Source organism: Streptococcus sp. 22.1 (genome assembly GCF_016648645.1).
Taxonomy (GTDB): Bacteria; Bacillota; Bacilli; order Lactobacillales; family Streptococcaceae; genus Streptococcus.
In genome coordinates this window covers 41,935-55,192 of sequence record NZ_JACLQK010000015.1, presented here as the reverse complement: position 1 = coordinate 55,192, position 13,258 = coordinate 41,935, and the positions used below count along the sequence as shown (strand labels likewise).

Here is a 13,258-nt window from a genome sequence, read left to right as displayed (position 1 = left end):
AAAAGGACTCAGTCCTGTACAATACAGAACTAAATCCTTTGCTTAAATTATTTGTCTAACTTTTTGGGGTCAGAACAACTTGTCCTTTTTCAATTTCTAGATTGATATCACGAAGTGCATGATAATCTCCGTAATATTTATTGACATTTTTAAATTCAATAAGTGCCATAAGAGCCTCCTAAAATTTTACATTAATATATGTAACAACAAGAGTGTATTTTACTATAGATATAGGAAAATGTCAAAAATGTTTGAAAATTCAATCATAATGTTCGCCTTTTAACCGATTACACATAGCAAAGGTATCTCAAAAAAGAAGGAAAGCTTGTATATCAGCTCAATATCTATAGTAGAAACTTGGTCCTTAACCTATTTTTTGGTATAATATGTTTGATACGTAAAGTTTTCTACTTTACAAATTGAATGACTTAAGAAAACCGATGAGGTGTTTATATGAAAAAAATTCTAGTAGTTGATGATGAAAGACCAATCTCGGATATCATCAAGTTTAATCTGACTAAAGAGGGTTATGAAGTGGTTACGGCTTTTGATGGTCGTGAAGCTTTAGAGCAGTTTGAAGCTGAAAAACCAGACTTGGTCATCCTGGACTTGATGTTGCCTGAACTAGATGGCTTAGAAGTTGCTAAGGAAATTCGAAAGACAAGTCACACACCAATTATCATGCTTTCCGCTAAGGATAGCGAGTTTGATAAGGTTATCGGGCTAGAAATTGGGGCAGATGACTATGTGACGAAACCATTTTCTAATCGTGAATTGTTGGCACGTATCAAAGCTCACTTGCGTCGTACAGAGACTATTGAAACAGCAGCAGAAGAAAGCTCTAACTCTGGTAAGCAGGAGATTTCAATTGGTGAGTTGATTATTGTTCCAGATGCGTTTGTTGCTAAAAAACGTGGAAATGAAGTCGAGCTCACACACCGTGAATTTGAGTTGCTTTTCCATCTGGCAACTCACATGGGACAAGTGATGACGCGTGAGCATTTACTTGAAACTGTTTGGGGTTATGACTATTTTGGTGATGTTCGTACGGTTGACGTAACCATTCGTCGTCTCCGTGAAAAAATTGAAGATACACCTAGTCGTCCTGAATATATTTTGACGCGTCGTGGTGTTGGTTATTATATGAAGAATTATGACTAGTATTGGCTTAAACATCACAAGCTTTGAACTAGCCTTACTCTTTACGCTCCTCTTTGTGGCTTTCTACTTTATTTTTCTGGCTTATCGTGATTATCGACGAGTCAAAAATATTCGAAAGTTGACCAAGAGGGTCAAGTCCTTAATGGCAGGTAACTATAACGAGGAGTTACGCTTAAAGGGTGATCCAGAGCTTTTAGAGCTAGCTGACAGCTTGAATGATTTATCGGATGTCTTTCGTTTGACGCATGAAAATCTAGCCCAGGAAAAAAACCGCTTATCATCAGTCCTTTCTTACATGAGTGATGGGGTTATTGCGACAAATCGTCGTGGTCAAATTACCATGATTAATAGCACAGCTCAGCGTTTGTTGAATCTAGATTATGAAACAGCGACACAGATGTCCATTTTAGATTTATTAGATGGCGAAAATCCCTATACTTATAGTGAATTGCTCTCTAAGACTCCTGAAATTCATTTGTCACGTCGAGATGCCAATGATGAGTTTGTGACCTTACGTGTTAATTTTGCCCTTATTCGTAAAGAATCAGGTTTTATCTCAGGTCTGGTTGCCGTTCTTCACGATGCCACTGAGCAAGAAAAAGAAGAGCGTGAACGTCGACTCTTCGTCTCAAACGTTAGTCATGAGTTGCGTACACCTTTGACTTCTGTAAAATCCTATCTGGAGGCACTTGATGATGGTGCTCTCGACGAAGAGATTGCTCCTAACTTTATCAAAGTTTCTTTGGATGAGACCAATCGTATGATGCGAATGATTTCTGACCTCTTGGCACTGTCACGTATTGACAATAAGAGTATCCAACTTGACGTTGAGATGACCAATTTCACGGCCTTCATGACTTATATCTTGAATCGTTTTGATCAGATTAAAAGTCAAGAAACCAATACAGGTAAAACTTACGAAATCATTCGAGATTACCCAGTAAACTCAATTTGGGTAGAGATTGATACAGATAAGATGACCCAGGTCGTGGATAATATTCTTAACAATGCCATCAAGTATTCGCCTGATGGTGGTAAGATTACAGTGTCTATGAAGACAACTGACTCACAGTTGATTGTTTCTATTTCTGACCAAGGTTTGGGTATTCCTAAGAAAGATTTGCCTTTGATTTTCGACCGTTTTTACCGTGTTGATAAGGCCAGAAGTCGTGCCCAAGGTGGAACTGGTCTAGGCTTGTCCATTGCAAAAGAAATTATTAAACAACATAAGGGCTTTATTTGGGCTAAAAGTGAGTATGGTAAGGGTTCAACTTTTACAATTGTGCTTCCATATGACAAGGATGCCATGATGGTTGATGAATGGGAGATGTAGTAAAAATGACCTCAGATTTAGGGTTTAAATATAGTATTTTGGCTTCAGGGTCAACTGGTAATTCCTTTTACTTGGAAACTCCAGAGAAGAAGATTCTTGTAGATGCTGGTTTGTCTTGTAAGAAAATCACAAGTTTGCTAGCTGAGATTGATCGTGACCCGAGTGATTTGGATGCAATCTTAGTAACGCATGAACACAAGGATCACATCCATGGTGTAGGCGTTTTAGCTCGTAAATATGGCATGGATATCTACGCCAACGAGAAAACCTGGCAGATTATGGATAGTAAAAATATGCTTGGCAAGATTGATAATAGCCAGAAACATGTTTTTTCTCGTGATAAGCTTCTGACCTTTGGAGACATTGATATTGAGTCTTTTGGAGTTAGTCACGATGCTATTGATCCACAGTTCTATCGCTTTATGAAAGATGGAAAGAGTTTCGTCATGTTGACGGATACGGGTTATGTTTCTGATCGTATGGCAGGTATTATTGAGAATGCCGACGGCTATCTGATTGAGTCCAATCATGATGTTGAAATCCTTAGAGCAGGTTCATATCCTTGGTCAACCAAGCAACGTATCCTCTCTGATCAAGGTCACTTGTGTAATGAAGATGGAGCGGATGCTATGATTCGTACCATCGGTAATAAAACTAAAAAGATCTACTTGGGTCACCTTTCCAAAGAAAATAATATCAAGGAGTTGGCCCACATGACGATGGAAAATCAGTTGGCACGTGCTGACTTTGGTGTTGGAACTGACTTTAAAGTTTATGATACCTCACCAGACACAGCGACTCCACTGACAGACATTTAAAAATAGCAGAAGAGCTGCACTAATACGTTTAGTGCAGCTTTTTAAAAGGAATGTATTTATGAAAGTAATTTATCTCTCGTTAGGGTTTGTCTCGCTCGGTTTGGGAATTCTTGGGATTCCCCTCCCTATCTTACCCACAACACCTTTTCTACTTTTAGCCATTGCTTGCTTTGCTAGAAGTTCCAAACGTTTTGAGAAATGGTTATATCATACTAAGCTATATCAAAGTTATGTAGCCGATTTTAGAGAAACCAAATCAATTGCCAAAGAACGAAAGAAAAAGATTATCGTCCAAATCTATGTTTTGATGGGAATTTCAATCTTTTTTGCACCTATCCTTTGGGTGAAAATCGGACTTTTTTGCTTGACAGTCTTCATCACCTATTATTTATTTAAGGTTATTCCTGATAAAGACTAAGATATCATCAAAAAATGAGACTTCCAAGATGGAGTCTCATTTTATATATTATTAATGTTTGCTACGTAATTTCTTACGGAATTTATAGGCAAAATTGGCTAGTCCGTAAAGAGGGCTAACTGGAAGGTTAAATTCCCCAATAAATTGTTCAATGCGTGGGTTAAATTTTGACTTGAAATTGTACAAGCCACCATCAAGCGAATTTTCAATTCCTCCCATGTTTTGCCACTCGGCACCACGCTCGAAAGCGTGATTAGCTGTCTCATACCATGTCAGGATAGCCGGTTGATAACGGCGGTAGTCTTCATCCATTCCTGCATAGATATTCTCAGATGTCTTGCCAAATTCAAGAACGAGTGTACCTGAGAGTGGGACCGTCTTATTTCCAGCATCAACCTTTTCTTGAAGGAAGTCAATTTCTTCTTTTAGTCTTTTATGTTCTTGTTTATTGTTCTCGATTTTTCCTGGTTTAGTTTTTTCAGTAAACTTGGCTGCATCAGCAATGTTCTTTTCGAGTTGCTTATTGAGGTCTTTGAGACGGGCTGGTAAATCTAGTGTTGAGAGTGTAATGTAAGAAGACTCTGGGTAAGTAGTCAACAACTTTTCATAATAATCGATTCCACGAAGGTGGATGTTTTTACGGGCCTCTGTCTTCTTCATCAAAGATGCAAATTGTTCAAGAAGCTCAGTGCCACCAAATTGGACTGAAATTCCCTTGTTTCGAGCAGTACGAACAGCCTGCTTGGTACTCTTAGAGAGTTGTTCCTCAGTGAAATCTTCCTTATGGATATTAGCCTGGAAGCGAGGTTGGATATTTTCAGCCATATCTTCAGTGAGGCCTGTCCATTCAACGCCAAGAGCTTGGATGGACTTGGCAATTGCCATAGTCTCTTCACGGATTTCAGCTTCTTGTGAGATCAAGTTTTTTGTCACAAAGAGACTTGGGTCAAATTTCACAAAGAGGGCACGCTTTGTTTTGGCATATTTTTTAAGCGAAGCCATAACAAAGGCGAGCAACTCTTTATCTTGATAGTCCATAATAGGTCCACGAGGGATATAAATCATAGAAAAGCCAAGAGGGAGTGGCTGAATAAGGACACTAGCGACAGCAACGAGATTACCATCTTGATAGAAACCTAGGCGGTCATTTCCCCAACTATCCTTGATTTTAGCCCATGAACTACTCTGTAATAAATTCGTTTGAGGACTATCTATAACAAAGCGGTCATGCTCAGAAGTACTGAGTCCAGTTTTATAGGTATACATATTATTCTAGAACCCACTTTCTAATAGCGTAAGCGACACCAGATTCATCATTTGATTTTGTGATGTGTTTCGCAATTTTCTTCATTTCTGGATTACCATTTTCCATAACAACAGGAGAGCCAACGACTTCAAGCATAGCACGGTCATTTTCTTCATCACCGATAGCCATTGTTTCTTCTTTAGAAAGACCGAGTTTCTCAGCAAGATGGGTTACAGCAATCCCTTTGTTGGCTGTTTTCTTGAGAATTTCTAGATAAAATGGTGTTGATTTTACAATGGTAAAGCGGTCATAAAATTCCTGTGGAAGTTTGGCAATGGCTGCATCAAGAATTTCAGGCTCATCGATATACATGGCCTTAACAAATTCCTTGTCAGCTACCTCCTCAGGTGTACGATAATAAATCGGCATATGGACAAGTGTAGACTCATGAACTGTATAGCGTCCAATGTTGCGATTACTTGTGTAGATACCATCTTTAGTAATGGCGTGAGAATGAACACCAAGTTTGTTAGCCAAAACCTCAATGTCAAGGTAGTCTTCGTATGAAAGTGTCTCACGAATCAATTCATTACCAGTAGAAGTTTCTTGGACAAGACCACCATTAAAAGTAATAACATAGTCTCCGTCTTGGTTGAGGTTAAGCTCTTCAAGAAGTGGAAGCACTCCTGGAATAGGGCGACCAGTCGCAATAACAACCTTTACACCAGCAGCTTTAGCATCTTGAATCGCTTGAAAGACTTCCGGTGTAACTTGACGTTGGCTATTTAAAAGCGTTCCATCAATATCAACAGCAATAAGTTTAATAGACATAATAATTACCTGTTTCGTTTAGTTAGTTTCCCTTCTATTTTACTAAAATTTAGGCGCTTTGTCATAGTTCTTCCTGAGAAAAGTGTTATTATCTCTTTGAAGAAGTGGATTAGGTAAGAATTGCCCAAATGCTTTTTAATTGGTAAAATAAGGTCAGACAAATAAAGGAGAGATAAAGTGATTCGAGTAACCAACCAATTGACGGAGCAAGCACGGAAGGCAGCAAAAGCATTGATTGCAATCTGCCAAGCCCATGACCAAACCTTTCGAGAACCCTATCTCTCCAATATGCTTAATTTTAATCCCAATATGCCGGCCTTTTTCCTCTATTTCCAAGAGGGAGAGTTGCTTGGCTTATTAACGGTCTATGCGGATGATGAAGACGTTGAAGTGAGCATTCTAGTGGCCCCTAGTCATCGTCGTGAGGGTATTGCGCGTGCGATGTATAGAAGCTTTGAAAAAGAAATGGCATATTACCCTATTCGCTCAGTGACCTTTCAGACGGAGCGTGTTTTTCTCGATTATCATCCTGATTTGGCAAGTCATTGGGGTTTGGTTGAGGGTGAAGAGACGGAAACCTGGCTAGGGCGAGATAGAACACCATATGCTCTGGATTCCCGTTCAGATGTCAAGGTGCTCTTAGCTGAACCTTCTTACCTAGATGAAATTGCCCAACTCCACCACCAAGCCTTTTCTGATGCAGAGGAAACACTTGAAGTAAGTCGCAGATACATTACAGAGGCCTTGGAGGATTCCGATAGCCTGCTTTACATCCTACTCAAAGAAGGTCAAGTGATTGGAGTTTGTACGGTCGATTTATCTGGGAATAACAACTACCTTTATGGACTTGCCGTAGCAGAAGCCTATCGTGGCCAAGGCTATGGAAGCTATCTGGCAAAATCAGTCGTCAACCAACTTATTGCGCAAAATGACAAGTCCTTCCAAATCGCAGTGGAAGATAGCAATGTAGGTGCCAAACGCTTGTATGAAAAGATTGGCTTTGTCAATCAAACCCAGGTGGTTTACTTGAAGCAGAAAGGGTAAACGCAATGTTGAAACTCTCTTTGAGGTTAGAGTTGCTATCGTTTTAAGTAAAAAGTAGTTTTAGAACAGAATGGAGTATCAATGGAAATTAAAATCAAAAACAAAATTAAAGTAGGCGACCAAACGGAAATTATCGAAGAAATCCACGCTTGTGAGGTTATGGAAAAAGGAGATTATACCTATCTTGTTCATCATAATTCCGAGAAAGAAAAAGTGGTTATTAAGTTGAATCAGGATGAGCTAGTGATGACACGCTTTTCTAATCCTAAATCCATCATGCGTTTTTCGGCTAAGGTCCCTGCCTTGGTCCACATACCGACACCACTTGGTACCCAGCATTTTCTGACAGATACTAGTCTATTCGCCCATGACCCGAATGGCCAAACAGTTGATATTCATTATCAATTGAAACATCCAGAAACAGAAGACGTTTTTGCTGATTATGAATTAGAGGTTTCTTGGTTTTAATTTTTGAAAAAATAGAATCATTTTGCTTGAAATAATGATGAATTATGTTAAAATGTAAGGGTATAATCAAGGGAGTAGCAGGCGACTGTAATCATGAGATTTGATTAACAGTTGCGATTATGTCGTCATTACGAAATTTCACATTTCCGGCATATTCTTAAACAGCGAGACTTGTTTTTAATTAAACAAGTCTCTTTTTGTATAATTTTTTATATAAAAAGAGTCTTGTTAGCCATTTTTCCCTATAGAGAAGGAGGAGATTATTTTGTCGAAAGAACAAAGTAAAGCCTTGTTTTATACACAAGGAGAGGAAGAAGTCCTAAAAAGCTTGGACACTTCCATTGATGGTTTGTCTACTGCACAAGCCAAGGAACGATTGGATGCCTATGGCTATAACGAGCTGGATGAAGGTGAAAAACGCAGCCTTTTGTCAAAATTCATCGATCAGTTTAAAGATTTGATGATTATCATCTTGCTTGTCGCAGCCGCCCTTTCTGTTATTACAGAAGGTATGCATGGTCTGACCGATGCCTGCATTATTTTAGCCGTTGTTGTTTTGAATGCAGCCTTTGGTGTTTATCAAGAAGGACAAGCAGAAGCGGCTATTGAAGCTCTTAAAAACATGTCAAGCCCTCTGGCTCGTGTGCGTCGTGATGGCCATGTCGTTGAAATTGATTCACGCGAATTGGTTCCTGGAGATATCGTCTTGCTTGAAGCTGGTGATGTTGTTCCAGCTGATATGCGTTTGCTCGAAGCTGCCTCACTTAAGATTGAAGAAGCTGCCCTTACAGGTGAATCTGTTCCAGTTGAAAAGGATATTACTGAGACGGTTGAAGCAGAAGCCGGAATTGGTGACCGTGTGAATATGGGTTACCAAAACTCAAACGTTACTTACGGTCGTGGTACTGGAGTGGTTACCAATACTGGTATGTATACTGAAGTTGGTAAGATTGCTGATATGCTAGCTAATGCGGATGAATCACAAACGCCGTTGAAGCAAAGCTTGGAGCAATTGTCTAAGACTTTGACTTATCTTATTATTGCTATTGCCTTAGTGACATTCTTGGTTAGTGTCTTCATTCGTGGCGAACAGCCCCTTGAAGGCTTGATGGTTGCCGTTGCTCTAGCCGTTGCTGCCATTCCTGAAGGTTTGCCTGCTATTGTAACCATCCTCTTGTCACTTGGGACAACGACCCTTGCTAAACGCAATTCGATTGTTCGTAAATTGCCGGCTGTTGAAACCCTTGGTTCAACTGAAATTATCGCATCTGATAAGACTGGTACCTTAACCATGAACCAAATGACTGTTGAAAAAGTCTATACAAACGGTCAATTGCAAAACGCTTCTACGGAACTTGGTGCTGACAATACAACCCTTCGTATTATGAACTTTGCTAATGATACTAAGGTAGACCCAGATGGTAAACTAATCGGTGATCCAACCGAAACAGCCCTTGTTCAATTTGGTTTGGACCACAATTTTGATGTGCGTGACGTCTTGAAATCGGAGCCTCGTGTGGCAGAGTTGCCATTTGACTCTGACCGTAAGCTCATGTCTACTATCCACAAAGAAGCGGATGGTACATACTTTGTAGCTGTTAAAGGTGCGCCTGACCAATTGCTCAAACGTGTGACTCGAATTGAAATCAATGGTGAGGTCCGTCCTATCACAGATGAAGACAAACAAGCTATCCTTGCGACTAATAAGGACTTGGCAAAACAAGCCCTTCGTGTCTTGATGATGGCTTATAAGACAAGCAACGAAATTCCTACCTTGGAATCTGCAGTTGTTGAGTCTGATTTGATTTTCTCAGGTTTGGTAGGTATGATTGACCCAGAACGTCCAGAAGCAGCAGAGGCTGTCCGTGTCGCTAAAGAAGCGGGGATCCGTCCAATCATGATTACTGGTGACCACCAAGATACAGCAGAAGCAATCGCTAAGCGTCTTGGTATCATTGATCCAAATGATACGGAAGATCATGTCTTTACTGGAGCTGAGCTTAATGAGCTTTCTGATGAAGAATTCCAAAAAGTCTTCAAACAGTACTCTGTCTATGCGCGTGTGTCTCCTGAACACAAGGTTCGTATCGTCAAGGCTTGGCAAAATGATGGCAAGGTTGTTGCTATGACAGGTGATGGGGTTAATGATGCGCCATCACTTAAAACAGCTGATATTGGTATCGGTATGGGAATTACAGGTACAGAGGTTTCTAAGGGAGCTTCAGATATGGTTCTTGCCGATGATAACTTTGCGACAATTATCGTTGCCGTAGAAGAAGGACGTAAGGTCTTCTCAAATATTCAAAAATCAATCCAATACCTCTTGTCAGCCAACATGGCCGAAGTTTTCATTATCTTCTTTGCCACACTGTTTGGTTGGGATGTGCTTCAACCAGTACACCTTCTCTGGATTAACCTAGTCACTGATACCCTTCCAGCCATTGCTCTTGGTGTTGAACCAGCTGAACCAGGTATTATGACTCACAAACCTCGTGGTCGCCAATCAAACTTCTTTGATGGTGGTGTCTTCGGAGCGATTATGTATCAAGGTGTCTTCCAAACTATCCTTGTTCTTGCAGTATATGGTTGGGGCCTTACCTTCCCAGAGCACCATACGCAAGCAGAAATTCATGCGGATGCCCTTACAATGGCCTTTGCCACACTTGGATTAATCCAGTTGCTCCATGCCTTTAACGTTAAATCTGTGTATCAATCAGTCTTTAAAGTTGGTCTCTTTAGAAACAAGACTTTCAACTGGGCAATTCCAGTAGCCTTCGTTCTTTTGATGGCAACTATTGGAGTGCCTGGATTTAATAACCTCTTCCATGTGTCACACCTTAGTCTGACACAATGGCTTGCAGTTATTGTAGGTTCTTTCTTGATTGTGGTATTGGTTGAATTAGTCAAAGCTATTCAACGAGCCCTTGGTAAGGATAAGGACGCTATTTAAGACATAAAGTCAGAGATAATGGTCTCTGGCTTTTTCTTATCACATCTTGAATTCAGGAGGAGTCTTGTTTATAATTGAAGAGAAATGATCACAAGTTAAGGAGAAGGCCATGAACGAGACTATTAAGACACAACTCAATCACCGTAGCATCCGTCAATTTAAACCTCTAGCTTTGACACGAGAAGAAGTTAACCTTTTGGTTGATGTTGCAAGACATACAGCAACGAGTAATTTTAGACAGTCCTATTCGATTATCAGTATTACTGATGAAACATTGAAGAAAGAAATTGCAGAGATTGCCAACCAGCCTTATATTCCAAATGCTGGGCATCTATTTGTATTTGTTGTGGACCAAAGACGTAACACACTGATTGCAGAGGCAAAAGGCGCTGAAGCCTTGGTCCAAGGTAGTCCTGAACGCTTTATCTCGGCCTTCTCGGATGCTATGATAGCGGCTCAAAATATGGTAGTAGCTGCTGAGAGTTTAGGTATGGGAACAGTTTACCTTGGCAGTATCTTGAATGATAACGCTAAACTTTCAGAGCTTCTCAAACTGCCAAAGTATGTCTATCCAGCAGTAGGATTAGCAGTTGGTTGGCCAGATCAAGAACCGCAGCTTAAACCTCGTTTACCCCGTCACGTAATCCATATGGAAAATTATTATCGAGACTTAGAACATCCTTTAGAGGAGCTAAAAGATTACGACGCTGAAGTTCATGAGTATTATGACCTTCGTGATCTCAATAAAAGAGTTGATGAATTTACAACACAGATTGCAAAGACAATGGATCAATCCGTTGCCAATCGTGCGAATACCTTGAAGGACCTTCAAAAGCAGGGATTTTTCACCGACTAAAAAACGACTCCTAAAGAGTCGTTCTACAAATCAAATAGTGTCATGGATGAAAGGAACTCATTTGCCAGTTCCTTTTTTTCATATTCTAAAAACTCTGATCGTTTCTTGACTAGGTTGTAACGTTTGGAGAGGTTCCATGTTCCAGTAGGATTGAGTTCAGGGTGATTGGAAACAAAGTCGATGGTTAAATCCCATTCTCGTCGGTATCCAAGAGGACGCGAGTGATAGGTTACGCCATCAATAGTTACCGTCCCATAACTGCGGTGGGCATGACCAAAAACAACATCTTTAACGCCATGCTTGGCGAAAATCTGGTGGAATTTTTCCGAGCCTAAGTAGGCATTAAAAGGTGCAAAACGTTGATGCGTCATGGTAAAGCGGCTGTGAGGAACAAAATGCATGGCAACTATAAGGTTACTAGTGTCTAACTCACTTAAGACATTATCTAGCCTTTTAAGACTAGTTTGACAGATATCCGGATCAGTCCCCAATCGTTTAAGTCGTCGGTCGAACCAAAGTTGTTTCTTACGTTTAAGAACCTTATCTAACGTTTCATCTGAATAGGAATAATCATACCAGCCATGAAAAGCCAATAATGTCTTACTACCTAAATTTATCACCTGAAAATCAAGATTATCAATAAGGTCATCTTCTAAATCAAGCATATCATGATTGCCAAAATTATAGGTGACCTTGATCTCCTTAGACAGTTTTCGTAGAAAGGGTTTTGTGTCGATAAAATAATGGTTAGAAATATCACCAGCGATATGGAGATGGCTAACCTCTTGATTTTTTAGGCAATTTATAAGAGTATCAATTTCATATGTTTCAAAGTGATTTATATCAATATGTAAATCACTCATTACTGCAAGTCTCGTCATAGAAACATTGTAACAAAAAGGTTAAGGCTTGTCTGTAAATGAAGATGGTGGAAAATACTTGCCCTTAGACTACAATTTCATTATGATAAGAATATGGATATCAAATTAGAAATACAAAAGATGGCCAAGGAGATTGGCATTTCAAAAATTGGTTTTACTACCGCCGATGACTTCGCCTATCTGGAAAAATCCCTTCGACTTGGTGTCGAAGAAGGGCGAACAACAGGTTTTGAACATAAAAATATTGAAGAGCGTATTTATCCTAAGTTGACCTTGGAATCAGCTAAAACCATCATTTCCATTGCAGTTGCCTATCCGCATAAGCTGCCACAACAACCCCAAAAAACAGAATATAAGCGTGGCAAAATCACTCCAAATTCATGGGGTCTAGATTATCACTATGTTTTGCAGGACAAACTAAAACGCCTGGCAGAAGGCATTGAAAAACTGACGGAAAACTTCGAATATAAAGGTATGGTGGACACTGGAGCTCTGGTCGATACAGCAGTGGCCAAGCGAGCTGGTATTGGCTTTATCGGAAAGAATGGACTAGTTATTTCGAAAGAATACGGGTCCTACATGTATCTTGGCGAGCTTATCACTAATCTAGAGATTGAACCAGACCAAGAAGTTGATTATGGTTGTGGGGATTGCCGTCGTTGTTTGGATGCCTGTCCGACATCATGTCTCATTGGCGATGGTACTATGAATGCTCGTCGTTGTCTATCCTTTCAGACACAGGATAAAGGCATGATGGATATGGAGTTTCGAAAGAAGATAAAGACTGTTATCTATGGTTGTGACATTTGTCAGATTTCCTGTCCATATAACAGAGGTATCGATAATCCACTGGCTTCGGACATTGATCCTGAGCTTGCCATGCCCGAATTACTTCCTTTTCTTGAGCTGACCAACAAATCCTTCAAGGAGAAATTTGGGATGATTGCCGGTTCATGGCGCGGGAAGAATATTCTTCAACGTAATGCTATTATTGCCTTGGCTAACCTACATGATCGCAATGCTATTGTCAAACTGATGGAGATAATTGATAAGAATAATAATCCCATCCATACGGCGACTGCCATTTGGGCTCTCGGTGAGATTGTTAAGAAACCCGATGAGGCTATGTTAGATTACATGAGGGAACTGTCACCTAAGGATGAAGAATCCCAAGCAGAGTGGGAGCTTGTGTGTGCAAAATGGCAAATTTAAGTGATTTATGCTAGAATTAAGCATAATACTATAAAATGGA

At 40.0% G+C, this 13,258-nt stretch carries 12 protein-coding genes and 1 pseudogene; 9 read left to right on the top strand and 4 right to left on the bottom strand.

Annotation, left to right across the window (positions count from 1 at the left end; all coding sequences use genetic code 11):
- Positions 1-70: 70 nt before the first annotated feature.
- A pseudogene (locus tag H7U04_RS08040) lies at positions 71-169 on the bottom strand (amino acid ABC transporter ATP-binding protein); the annotation flags it as partial.
- 284 nt (positions 170-453) lie between these two features.
- Between H7U04_RS08040 and yycF the strand changes: the two are divergent.
- From yycF to H7U04_RS08020, 4 genes are read left to right on the top strand one after another with little or no spacing between them, the layout of a single operon-like run.
- A complete protein-coding gene (yycF, locus tag H7U04_RS08035) occupies positions 454-1,161 on the top strand; it encodes a response regulator YycF (RefSeq protein ID WP_002884978.1) in 708 nt (235 codons plus the stop codon).
- Positions 1,154-2,494: a cell wall metabolism sensor histidine kinase VicK gene (gene vicK, locus H7U04_RS08030; RefSeq protein WP_201059633.1), complete on the top strand. Its 1,341-nt coding sequence runs from the start codon at positions 1,154-1,156 to the stop codon at positions 2,492-2,494. Before yycF ends, vicK begins: the two co-directional genes overlap by 8 nt.
- 5 nt (positions 2,495-2,499) lie before the next feature.
- The gene (locus H7U04_RS08025) at positions 2,500-3,312 is read left to right on the top strand and encodes an MBL fold metallo-hydrolase (protein WP_155124204.1); all 813 of its coding nucleotides are present in this window, start codon (positions 2,500-2,502) and stop codon (positions 3,310-3,312) included.
- A 58-nt stretch (positions 3,313-3,370) separates the two neighbouring features.
- On the top strand, positions 3,371-3,730 hold the full coding sequence (locus H7U04_RS08020) for a YbaN family protein (protein WP_201059631.1): 360 nt from the start codon (positions 3,371-3,373) through the stop codon (positions 3,728-3,730).
- A 51-nt stretch (positions 3,731-3,781) separates the two neighbouring features.
- On the opposite strand, the gene H7U04_RS08015 is transcribed toward H7U04_RS08020, so the two are convergent.
- Both H7U04_RS08015 and yidA read right to left on the bottom strand, forming a co-directional pair.
- Positions 3,782-4,996, bottom strand: a complete 1,215-nt coding sequence (locus H7U04_RS08015) for an aminoacyltransferase (protein WP_201059629.1) — start codon at positions 4,994-4,996, stop codon at positions 3,782-3,784.
- A gap of 1 nt (position 4,997) precedes the next feature.
- Complete coding sequence (yidA, locus tag H7U04_RS08010) at positions 4,998-5,807, bottom strand: sugar-phosphatase (RefSeq protein ID WP_002890845.1); 810 nt, start codon at positions 5,805-5,807, stop codon at positions 4,998-5,000.
- Positions 5,808-5,984: 177 nt separating this feature from the next.
- Here yidA and H7U04_RS08005 point away from each other — a divergent pair, with 177 nt between their 5' ends.
- The 4 genes from H7U04_RS08005 (at position 5,985) to H7U04_RS07990 (ending at position 11,125) form a co-directional block, all read left to right on the top strand.
- Positions 5,985-6,851, top strand: coding sequence for a GNAT family N-acetyltransferase (locus tag H7U04_RS08005; protein ID WP_201059627.1), 867 nt, complete (start codon positions 5,985-5,987; stop codon positions 6,849-6,851).
- Positions 6,852-6,932: 81 nt separating this feature from the next.
- A complete protein-coding gene (locus tag H7U04_RS08000; protein WP_049554312.1) occupies positions 6,933-7,319 on the top strand; it encodes a DUF1934 domain-containing protein in 387 nt (128 codons plus the stop codon).
- Between the two features lie 265 nt (positions 7,320-7,584).
- Complete coding sequence (locus H7U04_RS07995; protein ID WP_049554311.1) at positions 7,585-10,269, top strand: cation-translocating P-type ATPase; 2,685 nt, start codon at positions 7,585-7,587, stop codon at positions 10,267-10,269.
- A 109-nt stretch (positions 10,270-10,378) separates the two neighbouring features.
- Positions 10,379-11,125: an NADPH-dependent oxidoreductase gene (locus H7U04_RS07990; RefSeq protein ID WP_049554310.1), complete on the top strand. Its 747-nt coding sequence runs from the start codon at positions 10,379-10,381 to the stop codon at positions 11,123-11,125.
- 23 nt (positions 11,126-11,148) lie between these two features.
- Here the strand turns inward: H7U04_RS07990 and H7U04_RS07985 are convergent, their stop codons facing one another.
- Complete coding sequence (locus H7U04_RS07985; protein ID WP_049554309.1) at positions 11,149-12,006, bottom strand: metallophosphoesterase; 858 nt, start codon at positions 12,004-12,006, stop codon at positions 11,149-11,151.
- A gap of 93 nt (positions 12,007-12,099) precedes the next feature.
- Here H7U04_RS07985 and queG point away from each other — a divergent pair, with 93 nt between their 5' ends.
- A complete protein-coding gene (queG, locus tag H7U04_RS07980) occupies positions 12,100-13,218 on the top strand; it encodes a tRNA epoxyqueuosine(34) reductase QueG (RefSeq protein WP_049554308.1) in 1,119 nt (372 codons plus the stop codon).
- Positions 13,219-13,258: the final 40 nt, after the last annotated feature.

Bases quoted from the DNA above. Each gene is read 5' to 3' on its own strand.
- yycF (WP_002884978.1), top strand. From the start codon at position 454: ATGAAAAAAATTCTAGTAGTTGATGATGAAAGACCAATCTCGGATATC.
- vicK (WP_201059633.1), top strand. From the start codon at position 1,154: ATGACTAGTATTGGCTTAAACATCACAAGCTTTGAACTAGCCTTACTC.
- H7U04_RS08025 (WP_155124204.1), top strand. From the start codon at position 2,500: ATGACCTCAGATTTAGGGTTTAAATATAGTATTTTGGCTTCAGGGTCA.
- H7U04_RS08020 (WP_201059631.1), top strand. From the start codon at position 3,371: ATGAAAGTAATTTATCTCTCGTTAGGGTTTGTCTCGCTCGGTTTGGGA.
- H7U04_RS08015 (WP_201059629.1), bottom strand. From the start codon at position 4,996: ATGTATACCTATAAAACTGGACTCAGTACTTCTGAGCATGACCGCTTT.
- yidA (WP_002890845.1), bottom strand. From the start codon at position 5,807: ATGTCTATTAAACTTATTGCTGTTGATATTGATGGAACGCTTTTAAAT.
- H7U04_RS08000 (WP_049554312.1), top strand. From the start codon at position 6,933: ATGGAAATTAAAATCAAAAACAAAATTAAAGTAGGCGACCAAACGGAA.
- H7U04_RS07990 (WP_049554310.1), top strand. From the start codon at position 10,379: ATGAACGAGACTATTAAGACACAACTCAATCACCGTAGCATCCGTCAA.
- H7U04_RS07985 (WP_049554309.1), bottom strand. From the start codon at position 12,006: ATGACGAGACTTGCAGTAATGAGTGATTTACATATTGATATAAATCAC.
- queG (WP_049554308.1), top strand. From the start codon at position 12,100: ATGGATATCAAATTAGAAATACAAAAGATGGCCAAGGAGATTGGCATT.